Genomic DNA, 24,645 nt, shown 5'->3' with positions numbered 1-24,645 from the left:
CGCACCATCAGGGGCCGGGAGCGCACCCCCGGATTCACCTTCCCCCGAAGCGCCCGAACGGTAGATTTCGGAATTGCAGGGACCAAGCGGCGCCGCAGCGCCGGGACATAGTGGCGCACCGAGCGCCCGACCGATCGATGGGGCGCCCGCGAGCGCCCGAGAATGCGGCGACAGCCGGACATAGCAGCGCCCGACCGGATCACCGGCCGGGCGCGACCTATTTCAGGCCGCTATCTCGCGTACCGACATGATCTGCCCGGCCGGATCGGTGATCACCATCTCGAGCGCACGGGAGATCAGATCGGGGTCGAAGGTCGACGCGTGGAAGGTCGCCTCCAGGTGCAGCACGCCGTTCATCTCGCTCGTCGTCAGCGTGACGCCCTCGGGACTGTTCAGCGTCGGCACGCTCAGGTTGACCCGCCATGCGGGGCCGACCGACCAGGGCAGGTCGGCGAGCAGGTCGTGCCGGCCCTGATTGCTGAAGGTCAGCCGGGGCCGGGGCGGGATCGGCAGTTCCGACGGGTACGGGTCGGGCATGCCGGGCGCTCCGTCCAGCGCGATCTTGCCTTCGCGCAGCACCATCATGGTGAGGATGCGGCCCGTCGCCAGCTCGTGCTTGATCGTCTTGTGCACCGACAGCGGGTCCATCATGTCCTCCGGTGAGAGGTAGGGGCCCATGCAGAAGTTGCTGTCGATCCGGACGTCCTTGTCCAGGTAGCGGCGGCCGTCGGCGAGGAACGTGGCGCCGTTCGTGTCCGGTTTGAGGCCCAGGTGGTAGAGCGCCGCCGTGAACGCCGCGAACGTGATCGCCGAGGTCGTGACGCCGGGCGCGTACTCGTCCCGCCACTGGCGCATCTTCTTGAGCGTGTCGGCGGAGCGGGCCGTGCGCACCGTCAGGTTCGGCTGCCATTTGCGCATCCGGGTCTCCTCCGGCTCCGGCGGGCGGGCGAAGCTGATGCCCTCCTTCCACCGCGTCGGCTTGGTGCCGAACTGCTTCCACCAGGCCTTGGGCAGCGCCATCCGGTTGCGCTCCAGCGGCGGGATCACCGCGGCGCGTCCCTGGCTCGCGGCGAGCACCAGCTCGTGCAGCAGCGAGTTCACGGGGCCGGCGTCGCCGTACGCGTGCGAGACCTTCATCGCGACGTAGCCGGCGCCGACCAGGATGCGGATCGGGTGCACGCCGCGGGGCTCGGACTGGAGCTTGCGGGTCATCCCGTCCATGTCGAGCGACCAGTCGCCGGAGTCCTGCACGGCACGGTGCACGAACTGGGCGAATTCGGCGCCGTTCAGGTGTTCCCAGCGGGCACCCACGCGGTCGAGCTTGGAGACCGCACGGTGCTTGGGGTCGGCCGCGTGCAGGCCGATCAGGGCTTTGCGTACGCCGTCGACGGTCACGCCGTACACCGGGCCGACGGTCCGGATGTACTCCAGCGGCAACCACGCGCGCTCGTGCAGGGTCATGCTCGTGCTGTTCGCGGTGTCACCCCGTCGTGCGGCGCCGGCGAAGACGACCCGGAACACGGTCGGCGCGACGCAGATGGTCTCGATCCACATGACGACCGCGAACCACGTGACCAGGTCATCCAGGCCGCCGTGGGAGCCGCCGTACCAGGCCGCGCCCAGCTCGGCGAGGCCCGCGAAGAGCGCGAAGACGCCGGCGCCGCGGACCTTGTTCCGTACCCGGGAGATCGCCATGAAGAAGTGCAGGAAGACGAACGGCACGTACGTCAGCGCGAGGATCCGCAGGGCGTCGCCGGCGGTCTCGGCGTACTCGGCGCCGAAGAGCGACATGATCGGGTTGGCCAGGAGCGCGACCAGCAGGGACGCCGGAAGGCCGCCGCCGATGCAGATCAGCAGGCCCACCCGCACCTTGGAGCGCAGCGCCTTGCGGTCGCCGCTCGCGACGGCGAAGAGGGTGAGCGCGACGTTGCCGGGCACCATCGCGAGGAACGACAGCACCATGAACGCGGTGTAGAACGACGCGTTCGCCTCGGCCGACAGCACCGCGGTGACGAGCAGCGGCAGGGCCGCGCGGGGCAGATAGGTCGAGAGGTTGAGCAGGTTGTGGTCGAAGGCCGAGCGGCCGCGCCCCTTGAGCAGCGACAGCCGCGGGCGCACCGAGTCGATCAGGCGGCGCCGGCGCAGCGCCCCGCCGAGGACCGCGGTGGAGAGCACGATGCCGGCGACCCACGTGAGCAGCAGCTCGTTGCCGGTGAGCTCGACCGGCGCGATGGCCAGGCCGGCGAGCAGCACCAGCTTGATCACCGAGAACCAGGCGTTGCGCATCAGCTGGAGCGGGCCCTTGAGAAGGCCGACCAGGGCCTCGTCGAGCACCAGCGTGACCGCGTTGATCGCGATGCCGACGACGAGCAGCACGGTGCCGAACCGCCCGCCGAGCGCCTCTTGGAGCCCGGGGATCCACAGCTGGGCGACGGTGACGTACGCGATGCCGCCGACCGTGGCGACGGCGCCGGCGACCAGCAGGCAGGTGGAGATCAGCTCCCACTTGGGGCTGCGGAGCTGCGACAGGTCGGAGATCAGCATGGTGCCCATGCCGAACATGCCGATCGTGCCGATGAGCGTCATCGCGGACACCGCCGCCGACGCCTGCCCGACGGCCTCGGGCGACGCGGCGCGCGCGGCCACCCACCAGAAGACGAATCCCAGCAGCGACGTGATCGCCGTCGTGGCGATCAGCGAGCCGGCGTTGAGGAATAGGTCGACGTGCCCCTTGAGGGCCGTCAGGACACCGCCCCGGCGCTTCGCCGGCTTCGGCGGTGTCGCGCCTTGCGGCGTGATGACCTGAGTCGCGGTCACACAGCCTCCCCGGAGTACGACGGTACGAAGATAGCTACGCACCGGTTGGGGCGGCTACGGGCGAGTGACCCGAATTACCCGTACTGTCCGTTGTAGACGATGATCCTTTCGGGCGGCCCCGGGGATCTTTCGGGCCTCACAGCCACCCCGCCCGTTTGAAGCGCCAGTAGAGCCCGGCGCAGATCACCGCGATCACCGCGATGGTGAGGCTGAAGCCGTACGGGGAGTCGAGTCCGGGCATTTTCGCGAAGTTCATCCCGTATATCCCGGCGCCCACCGTCGGCACGGCCGCGATGGCGGCCCACGCCGCGATCATCCGCATGTCGTCGTTCTGGGCCATGGTGACCTGGGTGAGCCGGGCCTGGAGCACCGAGTCGATCAGGTTGTCGAAGCCGTTGATCCGGTCGGCGGCCCGGGCCAGCCGGCCGCGCACGTCGACGAAGTAGGGCTGGAGCGCCGCCGGTGGGGTGATCATGGTCAGCGGCTCCTGCAACGGCAGCACCGCCCGGCGCAGCTCGACCATCTCGCGTTTGAGCTGGTAGAAGTGCGCCACCTCGGCGGACCGGCTGGCCTCGAAGGTCTCCTCCTCGAGGTGCTCCAGGTCGTGCTCGACGGCGGCGGAGACGGCCAGGTAGTCGTCGACCATCCGGTTCGCGATGGCGTACGCCACCGCCCAGGGCCCGTGCCGCAGCAGGCCGGGACGCTTCTCGGCCTCTTTTCGCACGGACCAGAGCGCCCCCGGGGCGCCGTGCCGCACCGAGATCACGAACGAGGGGCCGATCAGCAGCGTGATGTCGCCCGTGTCGATCACCTCGGAGGTCGCCGTCAGCTCCTCGTGCTCGACGTAGCGGGCGGTGCGCAGCACCAGCCGGGTCACCTCGCCGATCACCTCGACGCCCGGCCGGTGCCCGCGCTCCACGGTCTGCTCGACGACCAGCTCGTGCAGGCCGAACGCCTTGGCCACGGCGCGCATGGTGGCCCGGTCCGGCTCGTGGAGGCCGAGCCAGAGGAAGCCGCCCCGGGGAATGCGGGCGCTGTTGAAATCCACCGCGCCCGGTTTGCGCACCCCCGCGGCATAGACCGCGCAATCGACGACGGCGTCCGGATTGTGGTGGCGCGGCCGCGGTGTCTCCGGGCGAGGGTTGAGGCCCTCGATCAACCGTCCGAGCGCTCTCGGAAGAATCTCCGCGACCGGGTTGCGCCCGCGCCGCCGCCATCGGAACATCTGCCGTCCCCTTGTCGCTCCGCCGCACCTGCGGCACGACGTTAGTCGGACCGGCGCATCGCTCGTACGCCCACCAGGAGCCCGATCACGGCGACCACCGCCGCGGCGATCACGCCGCCGAGGGTGGTCGAGGCCCAGATGTCGCCGTTGAACAGGGCGCGCTCCGCGTCGACCACGTAGCTCAGCGGGTTGCCGGCCGCCAGCGCGCGCAGCCACCCGGGCCCGTTCTCGATCGGCAGCAGCACCCCGGCGAGCAGCAACAGCGGGAAGAGCAGTGTCTGCTGCACGGTCCAGAACAGCCACTCCTGATTCTTGGAGGCCAGGGCCAGGGTGTACGAGAGAGCGCCCAGCCCGACGCAGAAGGCGGCCAGGATGGCCAGCCCGATCACCGCGCCGAGCGGGTCGAACCGGAACCCGAACGGCAGGCAGACCACCACGATGAGCGCGGCCTGGGCGAACATCGGGACGATCTCCTTGAGCGCCCGGCCGATCAGCAGCGCGGGCCGCCGCAGGGGGGTGACCAGCATCCGCTCGTGCGAGCCGGTCTGGATCTCGAAGAGCAGGTTGGAGCCGGTCATCGAGCACGCGAACAGGCAGGACATGACGATGATGCCGGGCACGAACCACTGGAGCGCGTTGCCGCCCTCGTCCGGCAGCAGCGGGGTGAACAGCGCCAGGAAGACCAGCGGCTGCACCATCGAAAAGATGATCGTGAACGGGTCGCGGAGCAGCGGGCGCAGCTCGCGGCTGAACACGGTCGTGGTGTCGGCGATCAGCGTGGTCATGGCTCAGACCTCCACGAGCTCTTTGTCGGTGGCGGCGCCGCCCTCGCGGAGGCTGCGCCCGGTCAGGTGCAGGAAGACGTCGTCGAGCGTCGGCCGGGTGACCTCGATCTCGGCGGCCGGGTATCCGGCGGCGCGCAGATCCTCGAGGACCACGGGCGCCCGGCGAGGAGCGTCCGGCAGGTGGAGCAGCACCTGCTTGCCCTGACGCTCGGCGCGCAGCACGCCGGCCGCGCCCGCGGCGTCGGTCTCGGCGTCGAAGCCGAGCAGGATCCGGTCGCCGACGTGCTCGTCCTTGAGCCGCTGGGGAGTGTCGTCCGCGATGATCCGGCCGTGGTCGATCACGATGACCCGCTCGGCCATCGAGTCGGCCTCGTCCAGGTAGTGGGTCGTCAGCACGATCGTCGTCTCGTGCCGGGCGCGCAGGGCGAGGATGTGCTCCTGGAGGTTGGCCCTGTTCTGCGGGTCGAGACCGGTCGACGGCTCGTCGAGGAAGAGCAGCTCGGGGGCGTGGATGAGACCCATCGCGATGTCCAGCCGGCGCCGCTGGCCGCCCGAGAGTGACGAGACCCGGCGGTCGGCGACCTCGGCCAGCCCCAGCGACTCGATCAGCTCGGCGGCGCGGGCGCGCGCGTCCCGCACGCTCATCCCGTACGCCCGGCCCTGGCTGATCAGCTCGTCGCGCCCGCGCTGGCTGTGCCCCGCGCCGTTGCCCTGGCCGATGTAGCCGATCCGCAGCCGCACCTCGCGCTGGCGGCGCACGACGTCGAAGCCGGCGACCGTCGCGGTGCCCGAGGTCGGCGGGATGAGCGTGGTGAGCATCCGCAGGGTGGTGGACTTGCCGGCGCCGTTGGGGCCGAGGAGCGCGACGAGCTCGCCCGCCCGGACGGTGACGTCGATGCCGTCGACGGCCCGCACGTCCTTGAAATGCTTTGTCAGCCCTCGTGTCTCAATCATGTGACCGAACCTAGAATCGGTTGCGGCCAGTTTTTGACCGCAATGCTGGGGAGTCTGGATCCATGGCCAACACGAGCGCCCGAATGCTGCGGCTGCTGTCGCTGCTCCAGACCCATCGCTACTGGCCGGGCGCCGAGCTGGCGGGCCGGCTCGAGGTGAGCCCGCGGACCCTGCGCCGCGACGTCGACCGGCTGCGCGAGCTCGGCTATCCGGTCGACGCGTCGCGCGGCGTGGCCGGTGGCTATCAACTGCAAGCGGGCGCGGCGGTCCCGCCGCTGCTGCTCGACGACGACGAGGCAGTGGCCATAGCGGTCTCCCTGCGAACGGCGGCGGCCGGAGCCGCCTCGGGCTTCGAGGAGACGTCGGTACGGGCGCTGGCGAAGGTCATCCAGCTCCTGCCTCCCCGCTTGCGGCGCCGCATCGACGCGTTGCGGGCGGTCACCGCACCCGGGACGCTGGGCGGCGGCCCCACCCTGGACGCGACGGTCCTCACCACGCTGGCGATGGCCTGCCGGGGCGAGGAGCGGCTGAGGTTCGACTACCACCCCCGCGAGGGCGACCCGACCACACGGCACGTCGAGCCGCACCGCCTGGTGCCGCTGGGCCGCCGCTGGTATCTGGTCGCCTGGGACCTCGACCGCGGCGACTGGCGCAGCTTCCGCGTCGACCGCCTGACATCCCCGGCCCTGACCGGCGCACGCTTCCGCCCCCGCGACATCCCCGGCGGCGACTACAACGAGTGGCTGCGCTCGCGGATGAAGACCATGCCGCTGCGCTACGAGGTCTCGGTGCTCGTCGACGCCCCCGCGGAGCAGGTGCGGGCAACGGTCGGCAACTACGGCACCGTGGAGGAGCTCGCGCCCGGCTGCCGTCTGCGGATGAACGTGGACGACCTCGCGTGGCCGGTGATGGTGCTGGGGGTGATGGGTGCGCCGTTCACTGTCGAGTCACCTCCTGAGCTGCGAGATCACCTGCGCCGTGCGGGCGAGGCGATGATCGCGGGCTCCGTTGTGGACGGATCGGCGCCCCCGTGGCGCCGATCCGCGTGAAGGAAGCTATCGGGAGCCCCCGACATTTTCCGGTGTCGTATAAGGCAAAGCTTATATAAACTTTGGCTTATTTATTCCGCGGAAATGTCGGAGGGCCGGTGCATCATCTCCCCATGACGACGCTTGGTGCGATCTACCTGCCGCAACACCCGCCCGAGGAGCTGCGCGACGTGGCGCGGGCCGCCGACCGGGCCGGCCTCGACGAGCTGTGGTTGTGGGAGGACTGCTTCCTCAACGGCGGCGTGTCCGCGTCGGCCGCCGCTCTCGCCTTCACCGAGCGGCTGCGCGTCGGCATCGGCATCATGCCGGTCCCGTTCCGCAACGTCGCGGCCACCGCCATGGAGGTCGCCACGCTCAGTCGCATGTTCGGCGACCGCGTGCTGCCCGGCATCGGCCACGGGGTGCAGGAGTGGATGGCCCAGGTCGGCGCGCGCGCCGCGTCGCCCCTCACGCTCCTGCGCGAGCATGCGACCGCGCTGCGGGCCCTGCTGCACGGCGAGGAGGTGACCGTCTCGGGCCGCTACGTCCAGCTCGACGCCGTACGCCTCGACTGGCCCCCGCCGTCGCCACCCGCTCTCTATGTGGCGGCCGGCGGCCCCAAGACCTTGGCCCTCGCCGGCCAGGTCGGAGACGCCACCGTCCTCGCGGGCGGCACGTCGCCGGCCGAGGTGGCGGCGGCCCGCGACCTGATCGCCGCGCCCGGCCCGCACGAGCTCGTCGTCTTCGTGCCGGCGCTGCCGGGCGACTCCGCCCACCGCTTGATCGCGTGGCAGGAGAAATACAAGCACTCGTTCACCGGCCTCTCGGGCAGCCCCACCGAGATAGCCGAGGGCGTGGCGTCGTTCGCGGCCGCCGGCGCCACCAAGGTCATCCTCCAGCCCCTGCCCGAGGACGACCCGGCCGAGTACTGCCGCTGGGTCGCCGAGGAGGTGCGCCCGCTGGTGGGGTGAGCGCTGGTGTGAGGGTGAGCGCTGGTGGGGTGAGCGCTGGTGGGGTGAGCGCTGGTCGGGGCGTGAGCGCCGGTCGGATGAGTGCCGGTCGGGTGAGCGCTGGTCGGGGGTGAGCGCCGGTCGGGTGAGTGCCGGTCGGGTGAGTGCCGGTCGGGGGTGAGCGCCGGTCGGATGAGTGCCGGTCGCGTGAGCGCTGGTCGGGTGAGTGCCGGTCGTGTGAGTGCCGGTCGTGTGAGCGCGCCCCCGCCACCGAGGGCCGCCGCGAGGTGGGTCCGGGCGTCGGCTCGGTGCGGTTCGGCTATCGGTGTTAGTTGCGCCGGGCAGGTCCGATAGCCTCGGCCGGGGTGCCTCGGTTGATCAAGGCGGGGCGATGCGGGAGGTTCGGCGTGACGCGCTACGTGGCGATCGGGGACAGCTTCACCGAGGGGCTCGGTGACGGGTTGCCGGACGGGTCCGAGCGGGGCTGGGCCGATCTGGTCGCCGCCGGGCTGGCCGCTGCCGAGGGCGAGCCGATCCAATACGCGAACTTCGCCATCCGCGGGCGCCTGCTCGAGCCGATCGTGACCGAGCAGCTCGACGCGGCGCTCGCGCTGTCGCCGCCGCCCACGCTGCTGTCGCTCAACGGCGGCGGCAACGACATGATGCGCCCCGGCGGCGACATGAACCGCCTGGCCGCGATGACCGAGCGGGCCGTCCAGCGCTGCCTCGAGGCGGGCGTGCGCGTGGTCCTGCTCAGCGGCGCCGACCCGTCCGACCGGCTCCCGTTCGGCTCCACCATGCGCCGCCGCGGCGAGCTGCTGACCGACGCGGTCGCCCGGTTCGTGCCGCGCTACGACATCACCTTCGTCGACGTCTTCCACGACAGGGAGATCCGCCGCGCCGGCTACTGGTCCGCCGACCGCCTCCATCTCAACGCCGCCGGCCACCGCCGCGTGGCCGGCCTGGTCCTGACCGCCCTGGGCCACTCCACCGAGGCCCACGTGATCGACCCCGGCCCCGCCGAGTCGCGCCGGGTCCTGGCCGAGGCCCGCTACTACCGCGAACACGTCCTCCCGTGGATCAACCGCCGCCTGCGGGGCCGCTCCTCGGGCGACAACCGCACCGGCAAATACACAACGTGGACAGACATCGTCCCCGCTTGATCCAGCTCGGCCCCACCGGCTCGGCCCGCCAGCTCGGCACGACCGGCTCGGCACGACCGGCTCGGCCCTACCGGCTCGGCCGCATCAGTCTCGGTCGACCGGGTGGCAGGACCTTGCCGCACTGGACATAAGCGATATGTCGGCTCTCGCCTCTCTCAGGGGAGAGGGCGGCGGCGGATGTAGTCGTCGTGCCACTCGGCGCCCACCAGGAAGCGCTTCACGCCGATCACCTCGAAGCCGTGCTTGGCGTAGAACTTGGCGGCTCGCTCGTTCCTCTGGTTGACCCCCAGCCAGCAGAACTCGGCGCCCGTCGCGGCGGCCTCGGCCAGGGTCGCGGTCATCAGGGCGGCGGCCGCGCCGGAGCCGTGGCTCTCCTCGAGCAGATAGAACTTCGACAGCTCGATGCTGACCTTCTCGTCCACCACGGCCGCGACGTCGTCGTTCTCGATCGGGCCGCTGACCAGCATCGAATAGCCGATCGGCACGCCGCCGGACGCCACCAGCAGGATGATCCGGTCCGGGTCCTCCAGGTACTTCCGGAAGCTGTCGGCGGACAGGTTCGTGGCCACGAACGCCGCGATGTCCTCCGGCTTCGTGCCGGGCGGACAGGCCAGCTTGAATGTCCGGTCGGCCAGGTCGTGCAGCTGTTCGGCGTCCGATTTCTCGGCCCGGCGGGTCGTGATCGACATGGAAAGACAGTTTAAGGTTTCTCGCGTGCGCGCTCCCACGATGAGACAACTCGGCGACGTCATTCCTTTGCCCGCCTCTGTGCGGCCCGATCCGTCCGCCGATTTCCGGATCGCGCCGGATGTGTCGGTCGGCGCGGTCGGCGAGGCCGCGGCGGTCGCCGACGAGCTGGCGGCCCTCCTGCGGCACGCCACCGGCTTCCCGGTGCCCCGAGTCGGCGGCACGGCCCCGATTCGCCTCCTCGTCGAGGAGGACACGGCCAAGTCGCCCGAGCACTACCGCCTCGACATCACCGCCGACGGCGTCACGCTGCGAGCCCCGACCGCCCAGGGCCTCTTCGCCGGCGTCCAGACGTTCCGGCAGCTCCTGCCCACCGACCCAGCGGCCGCGGCGGCGGACCCAGCGGCGGCGGACCCAGCGGCTGCGGACCCGGCGGCTGCCGCCGCGACGGCCGCGGCCGAGATCACGCTGCCCGGTGGCCGCATCGAGGACGAGCCGCGCTTCCCGTACCGCGGGACCATGATCGACCTCGCCCGGCACTTCTACTCGCCGGACGACCTGCGGTCCTACATCGACACGATCGCCCAGTTCAAGATCAACCACCTGCACCTGCACCTCACCGACGACCAGGGCTGGCGCCTCGAGATCGCCGGCTGGCCGCTGCTCACCGAGATCAGCGGCGGCGAGGGCACCGGCGTCGACGGCGCGGGGCCCGGGTTCCTCACGGCGCGGGAGTACGCGGACCTGGTCGCCTACGCCGCCACGCGCTTCGTCACGATCGTTCCCGAGATCGACCTGCCCGGTCACGTCAACGCCGCCCAGCTGGCCTATCCCGAGCTGACCCCCGACGGCGTGCCCGTCCGGCAGCGCACCGACGGCGAGGTCGGCTACAGCACCCTGTCCGCCGACAAGGAGATCACCTACACCTTCGTCGAGGACGTCCTCCGTACGGTCGCCGAGCTCACCCCCGGCCCCTACCTGCACATCGGCGGCGACGAGGCCTTCTCCACCACGGCCGACGACTACCGCACCTTCATGTCGCGGGTGCTGCCGATGGCCGGCAAGTACGGCAAGCGCGCGATCGGCTGGCACGAGATGGCCGCCGTCGACCTGCCCGCCACCGCGATCCCGCAGTACTGGCGCATCGAGCCGGCCGACGGTGGCGTGGCCCGCGCGGCCGCCGCCGGGCACCAGGTCATCATGTCGCCGGCGGACCGTACCTATCTGGACATGAAGTACGACGAGTCCACCCCGCTCGGCCTCGACTGGGCCGGCCACGTCGGCGTCGAGCGCTCGTACGACTGGGATCCCGCCGACCGCCTGCCCGGCGTCGCCGAGGAGTCGCTGCTCGGCGTGGAGGCGCCGCTCTGGTCCGAGACTTTGCGCAGCCTCGCCGACGTGCAGTTCATGGCCTTCCCGCGGCTGCCCGCGATCGCCGAGGTGGGCTGGTCACCGCGCGCCGCCCGGGACTGGCAGTCGCTGCGCCGCCGCCTGGCGGAGTTCGCCCCGCGCTGGGAGGCGCAGGGCGTCAACTTCCACCGTTCCCCAGAGATCGATTGGGTACGGGGTTAGGGCACGACGATCGCCGGCCCGCTCGCCGGGCGCGCCGGGATGCGGCTCAGGTCGATGCTCGTGTCCTGCGGCGGCAGGTAGTAGTCGAGCTTCGCCAGCCGCTGCACCAGCGTCCCCAGCAGCGCGATCGTGATCTTCTCGCCGGGGCAGCGGTGGCCCGTACGCGGGTCGCCGCCGCCCTGCGGGATCAGCTCGAACTCGCCGACCGGGCGCCCGAGGAACCTTTCGGGCCGGAACTCGTACGGCGACGGCCACACCCGCGGGTCGTGGTGCTGGCCGTACACGTCGAGCAGCACCAGCGCGCCCGCCGGGATCTCCGCCCGCTGGAAGACCAGGTCGCGTGCGGCCCGGGCGCCGAGGAACGGGGCGAACGGGTAGAACCGCCGGATCTCGTGCACGAACGCCAGCGTGTAGTCGTCGTCCCCGGCGCGCAGCCGGGCGCGGGTGGCGGGCCAGCGGTCGAGCGCGTGCGTGGCGAACGCGACGAACCACGCCACCGCGGTGGCCGGCCGGATGATGTTGATGAGCTCGACGGCCGCGGTCCTCGAGTCGAGCAGGTAACCGTCCTCGAGGTGGTGCGCGACCACCGACAGCGGCTCCGGGGCCGGGTCCTCACGGCGTACGGCATCAATGATCTTGGAAAACTGACGCTCTCGCCGCCGCCGGGCCGATCGCGCCCGCGCGAAGCGCGGACCCAGGGTCGCGAAGCCGTCGACCATCGCGATCAGGTCCCGGGCCAGGGCGTCCCGGTCACGCTCCTCATCCGGTACGCCGGTCCAGCGCGACACGGCCTCCGCCAGCACCTTCGCGGACTCGTCGAAGATCGAGATCGCGCCCGCGCCGCGCCAGCCCTCGGCGGCCTCGTCGAAGACCTCGCCGGCCAGCTTCGCCAGGCTGTCGATCCCGTCCGCGTTCATGAGCAGCGCGACGAAGAGCGCCTTGCGCGCCCGGTGCGCCTCGCCGTCGAGCGTGTGCACGCCCTTGCCGAAGAGCGTGGCGATCACGTTCGGCGGGAGGGCGTCGTGCCGCTCCAGGTTGCCCTTGCCGTAGAAGAAGCGAGCCGCGTCCGGTCCGCTGATCGCCACCGCGCGCTGCCCGCCGACCCGCATCTCGACGGGGCGGCCGTGCGACTGCCGCCGCAGGTCCGGAAGCCAGGCGTACCCCTTCGCCGCGAAGGCGAGGGACTGGTCGAGAAGAGCCATGGCCGTCCGTGTCCCCTCTCGTGACGGCGCGAAACCGCTGCCGAAAATCTTCCTTATTTTTCCTCCTGGCGGACTTCGCGTCTGGGGTTTCCGTCATACCCCCGCCCTACTCTGGGACGCCTGACGGAGGGAGTGCCTGTGAAGGCGAGTAGGTCCGCCGCCATGGTGGCCGGCTTCCTGGTGGTGGCATGGCTCCAGGTCGTCGCGGCGCTGCTGGCCGTGCTGCTGGTGCTCGACCTGCTGCCCGGCACGGTCGCGGTGCAGGTCGCGGTTCCGCTCGCCATCGCCACCGCCGGCCTGCTCTGCTACGCCACGATGCGCGCCCTGCGGCTGCGCCGCCCGTCGCCCGCCGGCGTCCCCGTGACCCGCGAGCGAGCGCCCAAGCTCTGGACGATGATCGACGAGGCCGCCGCCGCGGCCGGCGTCGCGCCGCCCGACGGCGTGACAGTCGTCGCGTCCGCGGCCGCCACCCTGGTCGAGCGCGCGCGGCTCGGCGGCCTCGTCGGCGGGCACCGCGAGCTCTACCTCGGACTCCCGCTGTTCCAGGCGTGGGACGAGGCGCGGTTGCGGGCCGTGGTAGCGCACGAGCTGGCGCACGGTTCGCCCCGGCTCGGCGGCCGGTTCGCCCCCGTGGCCCGCCGCGGCCGGGTCGTGCTGTCCCGTGTCGTGCCGCGCATCCCTGCGCGCAGCCCCGCCGGCCCGGTGTTGCGGCTGTGGGCCAGGTGGTACAGGGCTGTCGACGATCCGTACAGCCGCGCCCACGAGCTCGCCGCCGACCGGGTCGCCGCCGAGTTCGCCGGCGCCCGCGTGGCGGCCGCGGTGCTGCGCGACGGCCCCGTGCTCGAGGGCATGCAGGAGCTGTTCCACGTCGAATACCTGAGCCCCGGCTGGCAGGCCGGCCTGGTGCCCGACGACGTGTTCGGCGGTTTCCTGCGCGTCCTGGCCGCCCGCGCCGAGGACGCGGCGCTGCTGCGCGCCCGCGGCCCACAGGAGCCGGCCGAGTGGGACCCCCACCCGCCGTTGGCCGAGCGACTGGCCGCCCTCGCCGCGATCACCCCCGAGGGCCCCGACCCGATCTCCCCGCCGGCCGGCGACCTGGTCCCCGACCTGCCCGGCCTCGGCCGCGCCTTGCAGGCCGTCGCCTACCCCGTAGCCGGCCGCGAGACCGTCAGCTGGGACGAGTTCTTCGGCGCCGCCCGCACAGCCGAGATGGAACGCGAGGCCGACGCGTCCCTGCGAGCTCTCTCCCACGCCGCCGGCACCCCCGTGACCACCATCGACGACGTCCTACGCCTCTCCGAGGACGGCCACCTCACCAAGCTCGCCGAATTTATCCTGGCCGACCTGCCATCCCCGGCCGGCCCCTCCGCGCCGAGGACCCCACCCACCAATTCCTCGCCGAACACCCCACCCACCAATTCCTCGCCGAGCGCCCCGCCGACCGGATCCTCGCGAGGCGCCCCGCCCACCAACTCCTCGCCGGGCGCTTCGCCCATCGGATCCTCGGCCGACTACCCGCCCGCCGGGGCATCAACGCCCGGCGCGCAGGCCGCCGCCATCTCACCCGAAGGCACATCCCTGGCCAGTGACGCCGAACGTGGCGACGCCTCACCCGGCGAGCCCTCGTTGCCTGGCGGCGCAAGTTCGCGCGACGGCGCCTTCTTGCCGGGCGGCGCAACCACACCCCACGACCCTTCCTTGCCTGGCGGCTTGGCTGCGTCCCGCGACCCTTCCTTGCCTGGCGGTTCGGCGGCGTCCCGCGACCCTTCCCTGCCTGGCGGTTCGGCGGCGTCCCGCGACCCTTCCCTGCCTGGCGGTTCGGCGGCGTCCCACGACCCTTCCTTGCTTGGCGGTTCGGCGGCGTCCCGCGACCCTTCCTTGCTTGGCGGCTCGGCGGCGTCCCGCGACCCCTCCTTGGCAGGCGGCCTGGCCGCATCCGGCGGTGCCTTTCCGCCTGGTGGGTCACCGCCGGCATTCGGGGGGCGTCTGCCTGCCGAGGAGATCGCGGCTCGGGTCACCGAGCTGATCACGCTGTTGCTGGCGTTGACGGCGCTGCATGACGGGCGGGCTCGCTGGCGACATAGCTGGACGGGCGCGGCCGAGCTGGTCTCGATCGACGGGTCCCACCTCGACCTGCACGGCCCGGCCGTGCTCGCGGGCGATCCGGCGACGGTCGGGGAGGCGCGCGAGTGGCTCGCCACCCTCGGCATCGACATCACCGCCTCGGCAGGTGGCGGCGGGCGCCCCGCCGCGCGCGTGCCGGTGCTCGGCGGTGTTGTCAACCTGCTGGTCGACGGCGCGCGCACCGACCTGCTCGTCGTCGAGACCGGTCTTGTGCTGGTGGCCGGCCTGCCCCGCACCCGCCACGCCGAGGCCAAGCGGCGCCTCACCCGCCTGGCCTCCGACGGCGTTCTCGCCGACGGCTCTCCGGCCCACCGCCGCCTTGTCCCCACCCAGCCGGGTTCGGGCGCGTCGCAGGGTGGGCCGGGGACAGGGCCGGCACGGTCCGCGGCGGCTGCGGCGGGGAATGGTCCTGCCGTGGCTGGGGCCGGGAGCGGTTCTGCGGCCAGGGCTGGTTCGGCGGCCGGGGGTGGAAGCGGTTTTGTGGCGGCCAGGGCTGGTTCTGCGGCTGGGGCCGCGAGCGGTTCTGCGGCCAGGGCTGGTTCGGCGGCCGGGGGTGGAAGCGGTTTTGTGGCGGCTGGGGCCGATTCTGCGGCTGGGGCCAGGAGCGGTTCTGCAGCGGCTGGGACGGGAAGCGGTTCTGCCGCGACTGGGGCCGGGAGCGGTTCTGGGCCGGCGCCGGGCGGTGACGGCGGGTCGGTCGCGACGTTGCCGGTGGTCGATGAGGGGGTTCAGACGCGGTTTGTGCCGTTTGCTGATGTCGCTTCCGTGGTGGCGGGGCGCAACGGGCGGCGGCATTGGGAGATCGGGCTGCGGGACGGGAGCCGGCTCGGGGTGCGGGCCGCCCTCGACTCCGAGGAGTTGCCGGGTGGGTGGGCCGCGCTCGACGAGGCGGTGTCGTTCCTCACGCGCACTCGCCACAACGGGTGACGCCGCGCACCTTTCACCCGTCTGGCATGACCCACAGTGAACTGTTCCACCCTTGCCGTGCGTGGTACCGGTCATCAGCGTCTCATTCGCGACGGATGAGTGATCTGCTGGTCACCTGAGGTCACAATGACCTTCGGGGGCCGTTCGCTTACCGGTTGCGTAAATGGGTAGATGAGTTTCCGGTGACGGTGGACGATCCCTATGAGGGCGGGGGAGGCCAGATCATGGAGCGGGGACCGTTGGCGCTCTTCGGAGCGATCATCGCGGTCGGGCTCGGTCCGGCCCTCTGGATGGGTGTTCAGCTCGGCGGCATGCCGACGTCGCCCGCGCGACCGCCGGCCGTCGTCACCGAGAAGAACAAGGTGACCGGCGACCAGCTCGTCGGCGGCACCGGGGCGGGTGAGCAGACCACGGACAGCGACGACTCCCCTGTGGACACCGCACCGCAGGGCAACGTCCTGCCGATGGACACGTCGCCCGCGGCCGAGCCCACGCCGAGCGCCACCACGTCGCCCTCGCCTTCGCTGCCGATCACCACGCCGACCGTGTCCGCCTCCACGAGTGCGAGCGCGAGTGCGAGCACCGGCACCGGTGCGAGCACGACCGTCCCGGCGACCCCGCCGGCCGAGACGACGACCACCACCCCGCCGCTGCCGCCGACCGAGCCGACCGACCCCAGCACCACCGAGCCGACCGACCCGGCCACGCCGCCCACCGGCGACGAGACCGATGACCCGTCGTGGCCGCCCTACCCCGGCGAGGACGCCGGCCACGGCGACACCGGCGGCGAGACCGGCTGGGACGGCACCTCCGACAACGACCGCGCCGGCAGCTGGCTGGCCGCCGACCCCACCGGCAAGTAAGCGGCACGAGGTCGGCCGGCGCCACCCCGCGGGCAAGTAAGCGGCACGAGGCCGTCCGGCGCCACCCCGCGGGCAAGTAAGCGGCACGAGGCTGGCCGGCGCCACCCCGCGGGCAAGTAAGCGGCACCGACTCCGTCCGGCGCTCCGGCCGCTGGCGGGATCGAACGCTAGACCGAAGGGGGTGGCGAGCCGGTCGGCAGGTAGGTCGCCATCAAGCCCCGCGCGGTCTCGGCGAATTGTGCCCGCAGCTCCGGCGGGTCCAGCACCTCGGCCTCGGCGCCCAGCTTCAGCAGCTCGATGTGGCCGTGCCTGATCGACTCGATGGGGACCCGGGTGAGCAGCCAGCCGTTCTCGTCCGGTGGGCCCGCCTCGGCCCGGGCCGTGCGGGACATCTCCGGCGGGAAGACGAACGCCATCCGTTGCAGCGCCGCCTCCGTCATGCGGACCGTCGCGACACTGGTGTAGACGCCGCTTTCGTAGCGTTCCGTCCACTCCGCCCAGTAGGCCGCCAGGTCGAAGCCGGGCGGGCGGGACGCGGGCTCGTCCAGGATGTCCGCGGCGAGGATGTTCGACACCCGGTAGGCCGTCGTGCGCTCGCCCGCCGCGGCCACCAGATACCAGCGGCCGGCCTTCAGCACCACACCCAGGGGGTCCAGCCTGCGGTCGACCTCGCGCGGGGCCTTCCAGCGGCGGTACCGGATCTGGAGCACCCGCCCGCTCCAGACCGCCTCCGCGACCGTGGACAGGTGGGGTGTCGGCTCGCCCGCGCGGAACCAGCCCGGTGCGTCGAGGTGGAACCTCTCCCGTACCCGATCCGCTCTGTCCCCCAGCTCACCCGGCAGCGACGCGCGCAGCTTGAGCTCCGCCGCCGCCAGCACCGAGCCCAGGCCCAGCTCCGCCGCCGGTCCCGGCATGCCGGCCAGGAACAGCGTGCCCGCCTCGTCGGAGGTCAGGCCGGTGAGGCGGGTGCGATAGCCGTCGAGCAGTTGATAGCCGCCGGCCGGCCCGCGGTCGGCGTAGATCGGGACGCCCGCCGCGCCGAGCGATTCGACGTCGCGGTAGACGGTGCGTACCGAGACCTCCAGCTCGTCGGCGAGGTCCTGCGCCGTCATCCGGCCGCGCGTCTGCAACAGCAGGAGCAGGGAGACGAGACGGCCGGCGCGCATGCCGCAAAGCTATAACGGGTGCGGGGAGCCCGACGGGCTCCCCGCAGAACGGCCGAGGCTCAGAGCGACAGCAGCCGGTTGAGGATGTCCCGGTAGCCGCGCAGCTCGACGCGGAGCTTCTCGGTGTCGTCGGCGTTGCCGCCCAGGGCGTCGCGCTGGGCCTTGAGGGTGCTGGTCAGCTTGTCGACGACCTCCTCGACCAGCCGGGACGCCTCGGCCGTGGCGTCCTTGGGGTCGTCGACGAAGCGCAGCTGGATGTCGCGGAAGCGCTCGGTGAAGGCGTCGCCGTCCGGCAGGAGCCGGTCGCTCGTGGCGGCGCCGGACCGCTCGACGGGCTTGCCGGTGGCCGGCTCGACCACGGCCGGGCTCTCGAACGTCCCGTCGTCCTTGATCGCGTCCTGGGCCTCGGGCCGGATCGGCTCGCCGGTGGCCGGCTCCACCGCGGTGGGGCTGTCGAACGTGCCGTCGTCCTGGACCGCCGTCTGCTCCGCCGGCTTGTCCGCGTCGGCCGGCGCCACGCCCTCGTGCACATCGTGGCCCGTGCCGGCGGCGCGGGTGTCCTCGTCGTCCAGGCGGATGTCCACGTCGTCCGGGTGGGAGTCGGCGCGCTCGGTGACCACGGTGCCGTCCGGCCCGTAGGTCGTGCCGTCGCGGCGCTCGGGGTCGGAGTCGGTGTGCGGCGAGGTGTCGGCCGGGACGGCGGCCGGGGCGTCACCCGGCCGGTCGCTCCACGGCGACCCGGCCCGCTGCGGCGGCACCGTCACCGGCTCGGAGGCCACGTGCTGGGTGCGCTCGGGGTCGTCGTCGGCGTACTGCGCCTCGTTCTCTTTCTCGTTCGAGAAGAACTTCATGTCGGTGGCTCCTAGCGGCTGGTGTCGCGGGCGGAAGCGTCGCCGGCCTCACGCGGAGCGGGCGCCGGCGCGTTGTCTCCATTGGGGACGATCCTGCTCTCAGTAGTACCAGCAACCGGGTCCGTGCCGAGCAGGTCGGCGAAGAGCGCGCGGTAGTGGACCAGGGCCTGGCGCAGGTCCTCGGTCCCGGCCTCGCCGGCGCGGTTGCGCTCGCTGATCGCGTGGGCGTCGCGGTAGTGCTGAAGCGTGTTGGCGTGCTCCACCGAGAGGTCGGCGAGGCGCTCGTCGTACTCGCCGGTGGGGTATCCGCGCTCGGCGATCAGCCGGGTGACCAGCTCGTCGGCGGTGGAGACGGCCTCGGTGGGGTTGTCCACGAACTGGATCTGGACCTCTTCCCACGCGGCCGAGTACTTCGCCTGCGCCTCGGGCGACAGCGGCTTGAGCTCGAGCGAGGCGTGTCGCTTCTCGCGCTCGCGCAGCTCCTTCTCGGCCTCGGTGCGGCTGCCGGTGTCGGCGACCACCTTGTCGTACTCGGGCCCGAACGTGCTCTGCAGCTTCTTGCGCCGACCGACCTGGATGCCGTACACGATGGCGGCGATCACGACCAGGACGACGACGATCAGGATGATCGTGAGTGTGGTGGACATCGGCCTCCTCCTTTGTCATACCCGGTATGCCCACCGAAGGTGTGTCGCCAATCGCATCTGCCGCACGAACGTGGGCTGTCGTATCCACGACTCGGCAATCTCGCAGGACAAAGAGGACGGAAAGCCATTATTTCGGTACGCGGGGCAGGTGGCTCGCCGTGAAGGTTTTACGTATTCTGCCGAGGGCGTACGCCGTCGCCAACCCTCGGGCGGAGCCTCATGAGAACCACCCGCTACTGGTCGATCCGTTCGAAGATCATTGCGCTGGCAGCCGTGCCGCTGACCGCGCTGCTGGCGTTGTGGCTCTTCGCGACCGCGCTCACCGCCGGTCCGGCGTTCAACTTGCTCTCCGCGCGCACGGTGCTCGACACCGTCGGCAACCCCGGCATCGAGCTGGTCGGTCACCTCCAGCGCGAGCGGCTCTTCAGCGTCGAGTACCTCTCCGCCAAGGGCCCGATCCCGCGCACCCTCCAGGACCAGCGCGCCGCCACCGACAAGGCGATCGCCGACTTCCGCCGCCAGGCCGGCAGCGACAAGGCGCACGACGCCGCGAGCGACGCGCTGCGCGCCCGCATCGGCCAGTTCTTCACCCAGCTCGACAGCCTCGCCGGCAACCGCGACCACATCGACAAGCGAGAGATGGACGCGATCGGCGGCCAGAACCTCTACAACAGCGTGATCGCGTCCGGCTTCCAGACCTTCGCCGCCACCGCGACCTTCGACGACGAGCGCATCGACCGTGAGCTGCGCGCGCTCACCACCGTCGGACAGGGGCAGGAATACCTGAGCCGGGTCGACGCCCTGGTCGGCGGCGCCACCGCGCGCGGCCGGTTCGACCCCGAGACGCGCAGCCAGCTCATCCAGGACGTCGGCACGGCCCGGTTCCTGCTCGGCCAGGGCGTCGAGGACATGTCGGCCGCCGACCGCACCGCATACGGCAAGATGAACGGCGGCGACACCTTCAGCCGGCTCGACGCCCTGCTCACCGCGCTGGTCCAGCAGAGCCGCGACGGCGTGGTGTCCCCGGTCAGCAGCGAGGAGTTCCGCCCGGTGTACGTGGCCGCCGCGCGCGAGCTGCGCGCCTTCGAGACGGCCGCCACCGACTCGCTGACCGAGCGCGCCCGCCCCGTCGCCCAGACCATCCTGGTGCGCCTCGGCCTCGCCGGCATCCTCGGGCTCGCCGCCCTGGTGGTCTCGGTGCTCCTCTCGATCAAGGTGGGCCGCTCGATCGTCGGCCGGCTGCGCCGTCTGCACGGCGAGGCGCGCGAGATGGCGACCGAGCGGCTGCCCATGGTCGTCCGCCGGCTCCAGCGTGGCGAGAACGTCGATGTGGACGTCGAGACGCCCCCGCTCGAGTACGGCCGCGACGAGATCGGCCAGCTCGGCCAGGCGTTCAACGAGGTGCAGCGCACGGCCGTGCAGTCGGCGGTCGAGGAGGCCGGCGTCCGGCGCGGGCTCAACGAGGTCTTCCTCAACATCGCGCGGCGCAGCCAGACGCTGCTGCACCGCCAGCTCGCCCTGCTCGACCGCATGGAGCGCCGCGAGACCGAGCCGCAGGAGCTGGAGGACCTCTACCGGGTCGACCACCTCGCCACCCGCATGCGCCGGCACGCCGAGGACCTGGTGATCCTGGCCGGCGCCGCGCCCGGCCGGGGCTGGCGCAACCCCGTACCGGTGATCGACGTGATCCGCGGCGCGATCAGCGAGGTCGAGGACTACAAGCGGGTCGACATCCGCTCGGTCGAGTCCGCCTCGGTGCTGGGCCGCGCGGTCGGCGACGTCATCCACCTGCTCGCCGAGCTGCTGGAGAACGCGGCCTCGTTCTCGCCGCCGCACACCCGGGTCCAGGTCTCCGGGCAGGTCCTGCCGAACGGCTACGCGGTCGAGATCGAGGACCGTGGCCTCGGCATGACCCAGGAGGCGATCGACGAGGCGAACCGGCGCCTGGTGGAGCCGCCCGACTTCGACCCGGCCGACAGCGCGCGCCTCGGTCTCTTCGTGGTCGCCCAGCTGGCGAACAGGCACGGCATCAGGGTGTCGCTGCGGCCGTCCGCGTTCGCGGGCGTGACGGCGATCGTGCTGGTGCCCGGCGAGCTGGTCGCGCCGGGTGCGGGCCCGGCGGCGCTGCCGTCCGGCGGCGCCACCAAGGAGCGCCCGCTGGTCGGCTCGGGCACCGACGACCCGTCGCGCCACTCGCTGGCCACGCTCCAGTGGAACGGCACCGAGGAGCTGCGTCAGGTCACCGTCCCGGGCCGTCCGGTCACGATCAACGGTACGGCCACAGAGCCGGCCGAGGCGCCGGCCGCCGAGCCGCCCGCCGCGCCGGCCGTCGGTGGACCGGCGCCCAGCTCCATCGCGGAGGGTCTCAGCGAGGACGGCCTGGTCCGCCGCAAGCGGGCCCGCCGCCCGGCCGACCTGGCAGCCATGGACGCCGCCGACACCGTGCCCGGCGCCACGCTGCCCCAGCGCGAGGCGCCCGAAGCCGTGATCCCGCTGCCTCAGCGCGAGGCGCCCGAAGCCGTGATCCCGCTGCCGCGGCGCGACGCGCCCGAGCCCGAGGTGCTGCCCCACCGCGGGGCCGGGCCCGTGATGCCGACCTCGGCCGCGCCGCTCTTCCCGACCGCGCTGCCGACCGGAGCGCCCTCGGCGGCGCCCACCTCGGCCGCGCCGATGTTCGTCGCTCCCACGTCGCCGGCGGCGCCCCCGGCCGGCGCGGACGAGATCGACGACGGACTGCCCAAGCGCGTGCGCCAGGCGAGCCTGGCCCCGCAGCTGCGCCGCACGTCCCGTCCCGCCGAGGAGCCGGAGCCGGCCGCCACCCTCCGCTCGCCCGAGCAGGTGCGCAGCATCATGAGCGCCCTCCAGTCCGGCACCACGCGAGGCCGCATCGACGCCTCCCGCTATCTCGGTGACGCTCCGAAGGGGGGTGAACACGGAAAGCGCAACGACATGCCGTCCCGCGCCACGGATTCCGCATCTGAAGATCGGTCCAATGCGGATGACACGGACATCGAGCGTCCCTCGAACGGCGGATCCTTTGCCGATGCGGCTACCGTCAGTTTCCCGGCGATCGTGAACGTCGCGCTCGCCCGGGAACGAGAAGCATCATCCGGGGGCGGAGAGGATGCGGCCGGCGACCGTGCCACCGAACCCGGAAGCAATGACGTGACACGGCCGGAAAAGGACGCATAAGTGACACAGACCAAGCAGAGCGCGAACCTCACCTGGCTCCTCGACGATCTGGTGGAGCGGGTGCCGACGGCGCAGCAGGCGGTCGTACTCTCCGCCGACGGCCTGCTGATGGGCGCCTCGGCCGGCCTGCGCCGCGAGGACGCCGAGCATCTGTCCGCGATGGCCGCCGGCTTCCAGAGCCTCGCCAAGGGCGCGAGCCGCCACTTCCGGGCCGGTCCGGTGCGCCAGACGGTGGTCGAGATGGAGTCGGCCTTCCTCTTCGTCACCGCGGCCGGTCACGGCGCGTGCCTCGCCGTTCTGGCCTCCAGCGACGCCGATCTGGGCCTCATCGCGTACGAGATGGCCATGCTCGTCACCCGCGTCGGCCAGAACATGAGCGCGCCGGAGCGCTCGGCGGTGGCTCCGTCCGATGCCAGCTGACCTCCCCCGAGCGGCGCACGACTGGCTCGACAACGACGCCGGGCCGGTCGTCCGCCCCTACGCGATGACCCAGGGCCGCGTGGCGCCCGAGGGCGGCGAGTTCGACCTCGTCGCCTTCGTCGTCGCGACGGCCGGCGGGCGGCCGGGCGAGGACACCCCGCTCCAGCCCGAGCACCACGCGATCGTCGCCGCCGCGTGGGAGCCGATCTCGGTCGTCGAGCTCGCCTCGGGCCTGGACCTGTCGATCGGCGTGGTCCGCGTTTTGCTCGGTGATCTACGCTCGGCGGGGCTCATCTCGCTGTACGAACCTCCCGCGGCCACCCAGCCGCACGACGTCGACGTACTCAAGGCGGTTGTCAATGGACTCCGTGCGCTCTGACCACAACGGCGCGTCGTCGCGCATCCCGGTCGCGCTCAAGATCCTGATCGCCGGCGGATTCGGCGCCGGCAAGACCACGATGGTCGGCTCGGTCAGCGAGATCCGTCCGCTGCAGACCGAGGAGATCCTCACCGGCGTCGAGGGCGCCGACAGCGTCGACGGTGTCGAGGGCAAGACCACCACGACGGTCACGATGGACTTCGGCCGCATCACGATCACCGACGACCTGCAGCTCTACCTCTTCGGCACGCCCGGCCAGGACCGCTTCTGGTTCCTCTGGGACGAGCTCTCCGAGGGTGCCCTGGGCGCGGTGGTCCTCGCCGACACGCGCCGCCTGGCCGACTGCTTCCCCTCGATCGACTACTTCGAACAGCGGGGCACTCCCTTCGTCGTCGCGGTCAACTGCTTCGAGTCCGAGCAGCGCTTCGCCCCCGAGGCCGTGGGCCGGGCCCTCGACCTCGACGAGGGCGTCCCCGTGGTGCTGTTCGACGCCCGCGAGCCCCAGGCCGCCCGCAACGTCCTCATCGAGCTGGTGGAGTACGTGGCCCGCCGCCAGCTGGCCTCGGCTTCCCGTTAGGGAGGCCCGGGTCCCGCTCAGGGTTGGCGGGCTCGTTCGGCTCGGCTGGCCTCGATCCTGCGGCGGGCCAGGATGCGCGCCTGCTCGGCGTCGCCGCCGGTGAGGCGGGCGAGGATCGCGGCGAGCGGCCTGATCGTGCCCCAGCCGCCCCAGTGCCCCTCGGGGATCTCGGTGGGGAAGACCCAGATCCGGCTCGGGTCGCGTGGCCAGGCGCCGTCCTCGGCGTCCAGGATCGCCTCGGTGACCTCGGCGATGACCCCGGCACGGGCCCGCTCGCCGAGCTGACCCTCGGGCGCGGACGGGACGACCTTGTAGCGCGGCTCGCCGGCGGGCTTGCCGCCGACGTACACGGCGGCCGGCCGGTGCAGCCACAGCCAGGAGACCGAACGGGTCACCGGGTCGGCCGGGTCGAATCCCTCATGGCGGATCAGGATCTCGGTGATCCGGTCGAGCAGCGCGGCCTCGGCGTCCGGCCGCAGCGCGCCCTCGGGGATGTACACGTCCAGCATCGGCATGATCGGCTCTCCTGGGTTTATTTCTTCAACTCAGCTGGACCATAGGGATGCTGAGTTCAAGTTGTCAACTCAGCCGGGTAGGCTGGCCGCATGCGGACGCGGCGGATCGACCCGGTGAACTGCTCGGTGGCGCGCTCCCTCGCGGTGGTCGGCGAGCGCTGGTCGCTGCTCATCGTCCGCGAGGCGCTGGACGGCGCCCGCCGGTTCGGCGAGTTCCACGCCCGCCTCGGCATCGCGAAGAACCTCCTGACGACCCGCCTCGACTCCCTGGTGGCCGCCGGGGTCCTGCGCCGGGTGCCCTATCAGGAGCCTGGCAGCAGGCAGCGCTTCGCCTACGAGCTGACCGAGCAGGGCGAGGCGCTGCGCCCCACCCTCGTGGCCCTGCTGGAGTGGGGCGACAAGTACCTGCCCACCCCGGAAGGCCCGTCGGTGATCGTCCGCCACCGCCCGGCCGACGACGAGGCCGCCTGCGACGAGCCGGTCCGCGTCGTCCTCCAGTGCGCCGCGGGCCACACCCACCTCCACCCCGAGGACATCTGCCGTACGCCGGGACCGGGCGCCCGCTTCGTCGACGCCCCGTAGCGCGGCGAGGTCGGGTCGG

Annotated in this window: 21 protein-coding genes; 11 read left to right on the top strand and 10 right to left on the bottom strand. The window is 72.2% G+C overall.

The window, feature by feature from the left end; translation table 11 throughout:
- Window positions 1–222: 222 nt before the first annotated feature.
- The 4 genes from Ade02nite_RS11510 to Ade02nite_RS11495 all read right to left on the bottom strand — a co-directional run bounded on the left by Ade02nite_RS11510 (window position 223) and on the right by Ade02nite_RS11495 (window position 5,781).
- Complete coding sequence (locus Ade02nite_RS11510; protein ID WP_203761581.1) at window positions 223–2,817, bottom strand: lipopolysaccharide biosynthesis protein; 2,595 nt, start codon at window positions 2,815–2,817, stop codon at window positions 223–225.
- Between the two features lie 136 nt (window positions 2,818–2,953).
- A complete protein-coding gene (locus Ade02nite_RS11505; RefSeq protein WP_203761580.1) occupies window positions 2,954–4,042 on the bottom strand; it encodes a magnesium and cobalt transport protein CorA in 1,089 nt (362 codons plus the stop codon).
- A 41-nt stretch (window positions 4,043–4,083) separates the two neighbouring features.
- Complete coding sequence (locus tag Ade02nite_RS11500) at window positions 4,084–4,827, bottom strand: ABC transporter permease (protein WP_203761579.1); 744 nt, start codon at window positions 4,825–4,827, stop codon at window positions 4,084–4,086.
- Window positions 4,828–4,830: 3 nt separating this feature from the next.
- Window positions 4,831–5,781 carry an ABC transporter ATP-binding protein gene (locus tag Ade02nite_RS11495; RefSeq protein WP_203761578.1) on the bottom strand — a complete coding sequence of 317 codons (951 nt, stop codon included), beginning with the start codon at window positions 5,779–5,781 and terminating at the stop codon, window positions 4,831–4,833.
- A gap of 62 nt (window positions 5,782–5,843) precedes the next feature.
- On the opposite strand from Ade02nite_RS11495, the gene Ade02nite_RS11490 reads away from it, so the two are divergent.
- From Ade02nite_RS11490 to Ade02nite_RS11480, 3 genes are all read left to right on the top strand, one after another.
- Window positions 5,844–6,830, top strand: a complete 987-nt coding sequence (locus Ade02nite_RS11490; RefSeq protein ID WP_239168688.1) for a helix-turn-helix transcriptional regulator — start codon at window positions 5,844–5,846, stop codon at window positions 6,828–6,830.
- 113 nt (window positions 6,831–6,943) lie between these two features.
- The gene (locus tag Ade02nite_RS11485; protein WP_203761577.1) at window positions 6,944–7,780 is read left to right on the top strand and encodes an LLM class flavin-dependent oxidoreductase; all 837 of its coding nucleotides are present in this window, start codon (window positions 6,944–6,946) and stop codon (window positions 7,778–7,780) included.
- A gap of 386 nt (window positions 7,781–8,166) precedes the next feature.
- The gene (locus Ade02nite_RS11480) at window positions 8,167–8,922 is read left to right on the top strand and encodes an SGNH/GDSL hydrolase family protein (protein WP_203761576.1); all 756 of its coding nucleotides are present in this window, start codon (window positions 8,167–8,169) and stop codon (window positions 8,920–8,922) included.
- A 155-nt stretch (window positions 8,923–9,077) separates the two neighbouring features.
- Here Ade02nite_RS11480 and Ade02nite_RS11475 read toward each other — a convergent pair whose 3' ends face one another.
- Window positions 9,078–9,611 (bottom strand): GNAT family N-acetyltransferase, encoded by a 534-nt coding sequence (locus Ade02nite_RS11475; RefSeq protein WP_203761575.1) that lies wholly within the window; start codon window positions 9,609–9,611, stop codon window positions 9,078–9,080.
- Between the two features lie 25 nt (window positions 9,612–9,636).
- Between Ade02nite_RS11475 and Ade02nite_RS11470 the strand changes: the two genes are divergently transcribed.
- Entirely contained in the window at window positions 9,637–11,181 is a 1,545-nt protein-coding gene (locus Ade02nite_RS11470) for a beta-N-acetylhexosaminidase (protein WP_239168687.1), read from the top strand.
- Here the strand turns inward: Ade02nite_RS11470 and Ade02nite_RS11465 are convergent.
- Window positions 11,178–12,383: a cytochrome P450 gene (locus Ade02nite_RS11465; protein WP_203761573.1), complete on the bottom strand. Its 1,206-nt coding sequence runs from the start codon at window positions 12,381–12,383 to the stop codon at window positions 11,178–11,180. The two genes, Ade02nite_RS11470 and Ade02nite_RS11465, sit on opposite strands and share 4 nt — an antisense overlap.
- A 138-nt stretch (window positions 12,384–12,521) precedes the next feature.
- Here Ade02nite_RS11465 and Ade02nite_RS11460 point away from each other — a divergent pair, with 138 nt between their 5' ends.
- Window positions 12,522–15,434 (top strand): M48 family metallopeptidase, encoded by a 2,913-nt coding sequence (locus Ade02nite_RS11460; RefSeq protein WP_203761572.1) that lies wholly within the window; start codon window positions 12,522–12,524, stop codon window positions 15,432–15,434.
- 224 nt (window positions 15,435–15,658) lie between these two features.
- Entirely contained in the window at window positions 15,659–16,297 is a 639-nt protein-coding gene (locus Ade02nite_RS11455) for a hypothetical protein (protein ID WP_203761571.1), read from the top strand.
- A gap of 167 nt (window positions 16,298–16,464) precedes the next feature.
- Here the strand turns inward: Ade02nite_RS11455 and Ade02nite_RS11450 are convergent, their stop codons facing one another.
- From Ade02nite_RS11450 to Ade02nite_RS11440, 3 genes are read right to left on the bottom strand one after another with little or no spacing between them, the layout of a single operon-like run.
- The gene (locus Ade02nite_RS11450) at window positions 16,465–17,463 is read right to left on the bottom strand and encodes a helix-turn-helix transcriptional regulator (protein ID WP_203761570.1); all 999 of its coding nucleotides are present in this window, start codon (window positions 17,461–17,463) and stop codon (window positions 16,465–16,467) included.
- Between the two features lie 59 nt (window positions 17,464–17,522).
- Window positions 17,523–18,314, bottom strand: coding sequence for a hypothetical protein (locus Ade02nite_RS11445; RefSeq protein ID WP_203761569.1), 792 nt, complete (start codon window positions 18,312–18,314; stop codon window positions 17,523–17,525).
- An 11-nt stretch (window positions 18,315–18,325) separates the two neighbouring features.
- A complete protein-coding gene (locus Ade02nite_RS11440) occupies window positions 18,326–18,961 on the bottom strand; it encodes a hypothetical protein (protein WP_203761568.1) in 636 nt (211 codons plus the stop codon).
- A 219-nt stretch (window positions 18,962–19,180) separates the two neighbouring features.
- Between Ade02nite_RS11440 and Ade02nite_RS11435 the strand changes: the two genes are divergently transcribed.
- Genes Ade02nite_RS11435 through Ade02nite_RS11420 form a run of 4 tightly spaced genes read left to right on the top strand, consistent with a single transcriptional unit; the run spans window position 19,181 to window position 23,529 of the window.
- On the top strand, window positions 19,181–22,153 hold the full coding sequence (locus tag Ade02nite_RS11435; protein WP_203761567.1) for a sensor histidine kinase: 2,973 nt from the start codon (window positions 19,181–19,183) through the stop codon (window positions 22,151–22,153).
- Window positions 22,154–22,573, top strand: a complete 420-nt coding sequence (locus tag Ade02nite_RS11430) for a roadblock/LC7 domain-containing protein (RefSeq protein WP_203761566.1) — start codon at window positions 22,154–22,156, stop codon at window positions 22,571–22,573.
- A complete protein-coding gene (locus Ade02nite_RS11425; protein ID WP_203761565.1) occupies window positions 22,563–22,952 on the top strand; it encodes a DUF742 domain-containing protein in 390 nt (129 codons plus the stop codon). Before Ade02nite_RS11430 ends, Ade02nite_RS11425 begins: the two co-directional genes overlap by 11 nt.
- Window positions 22,933–23,529 (top strand): GTP-binding protein, encoded by a 597-nt coding sequence (locus Ade02nite_RS11420; protein ID WP_203761564.1) that lies wholly within the window; start codon window positions 22,933–22,935, stop codon window positions 23,527–23,529. The genes Ade02nite_RS11425 and Ade02nite_RS11420 overlap by 20 nt, the downstream gene beginning before the upstream one ends.
- 17 nt (window positions 23,530–23,546) lie before the next feature.
- On the opposite strand, the gene Ade02nite_RS11415 is transcribed toward Ade02nite_RS11420, so the two are convergent.
- Complete coding sequence (locus tag Ade02nite_RS11415) at window positions 23,547–24,044, bottom strand: hypothetical protein (RefSeq protein WP_203761563.1); 498 nt, start codon at window positions 24,042–24,044, stop codon at window positions 23,547–23,549.
- Window positions 24,045–24,134: 90 nt separating this feature from the next.
- Between Ade02nite_RS11415 and Ade02nite_RS11410 the strand changes: the two genes are divergently transcribed.
- On the top strand, window positions 24,135–24,626 hold the full coding sequence (locus tag Ade02nite_RS11410; protein WP_203761562.1) for a winged helix-turn-helix transcriptional regulator: 492 nt from the start codon (window positions 24,135–24,137) through the stop codon (window positions 24,624–24,626).
- Window positions 24,627–24,645: the final 19 nt, after the last annotated feature.

It is taken from the genome of Paractinoplanes deccanensis (genome assembly GCF_016862115.1).
Taxonomy (GTDB): Bacteria; Actinomycetota; Actinomycetes; order Mycobacteriales; family Micromonosporaceae; genus Actinoplanes; species Actinoplanes deccanensis.
The sequence above is the reverse complement of the archived record's forward strand: the minus strand, read 5'-3'. Positions and strand labels throughout refer to the sequence as shown.

What these genes read in the sequence shown, in the direction of transcription:
- Ade02nite_RS11505 (WP_203761580.1), bottom strand. Translation starts at nt 4,042, where the DNA reads ATGTTCCGATGGCGGCGGCGCGGGCGCAACCCGGTCGCGGAGATTCTT.
- Ade02nite_RS11500 (WP_203761579.1), bottom strand. Translation starts at nt 4,827, where the DNA reads ATGACCACGCTGATCGCCGACACCACGACCGTGTTCAGCCGCGAGCTG.
- Ade02nite_RS11495 (WP_203761578.1), bottom strand. Translation starts at nt 5,781, where the DNA reads ATGATTGAGACACGAGGGCTGACAAAGCATTTCAAGGACGTGCGGGCC.
- Ade02nite_RS11490 (WP_239168688.1), top strand. Translation starts at nt 5,844, where the DNA reads ATGGCCAACACGAGCGCCCGAATGCTGCGGCTGCTGTCGCTGCTCCAG.
- Ade02nite_RS11485 (WP_203761577.1), top strand. Translation starts at nt 6,944, where the DNA reads ATGACGACGCTTGGTGCGATCTACCTGCCGCAACACCCGCCCGAGGAG.
- Ade02nite_RS11475 (WP_203761575.1), bottom strand. Translation starts at nt 9,611, where the DNA reads ATGTCGATCACGACCCGCCGGGCCGAGAAATCGGACGCCGAACAGCTG.
- Ade02nite_RS11465 (WP_203761573.1), bottom strand. Translation starts at nt 12,383, where the DNA reads ATGGCTCTTCTCGACCAGTCCCTCGCCTTCGCGGCGAAGGGGTACGCC.
- Ade02nite_RS11455 (WP_203761571.1), top strand. Translation starts at nt 15,659, where the DNA reads ATGGAGCGGGGACCGTTGGCGCTCTTCGGAGCGATCATCGCGGTCGGG.
- Ade02nite_RS11450 (WP_203761570.1), bottom strand. Translation starts at nt 17,463, where the DNA reads ATGCGCGCCGGCCGTCTCGTCTCCCTGCTCCTGCTGTTGCAGACGCGC.
- Ade02nite_RS11445 (WP_203761569.1), bottom strand. Translation starts at nt 18,314, where the DNA reads ATGAAGTTCTTCTCGAACGAGAAAGAGAACGAGGCGCAGTACGCCGAC.
- Ade02nite_RS11440 (WP_203761568.1), bottom strand. Translation starts at nt 18,961, where the DNA reads ATGTCCACCACACTCACGATCATCCTGATCGTCGTCGTCCTGGTCGTG.
- Ade02nite_RS11435 (WP_203761567.1), top strand. Translation starts at nt 19,181, where the DNA reads ATGAGAACCACCCGCTACTGGTCGATCCGTTCGAAGATCATTGCGCTG.
- Ade02nite_RS11425 (WP_203761565.1), top strand. Translation starts at nt 22,563, where the DNA reads ATGCCAGCTGACCTCCCCCGAGCGGCGCACGACTGGCTCGACAACGAC.
- Ade02nite_RS11420 (WP_203761564.1), top strand. Translation starts at nt 22,933, where the DNA reads ATGGACTCCGTGCGCTCTGACCACAACGGCGCGTCGTCGCGCATCCCG.
- Ade02nite_RS11415 (WP_203761563.1), bottom strand. Translation starts at nt 24,044, where the DNA reads ATGCCGATGCTGGACGTGTACATCCCCGAGGGCGCGCTGCGGCCGGAC.
- Ade02nite_RS11410 (WP_203761562.1), top strand. Translation starts at nt 24,135, where the DNA reads ATGCGGACGCGGCGGATCGACCCGGTGAACTGCTCGGTGGCGCGCTCC.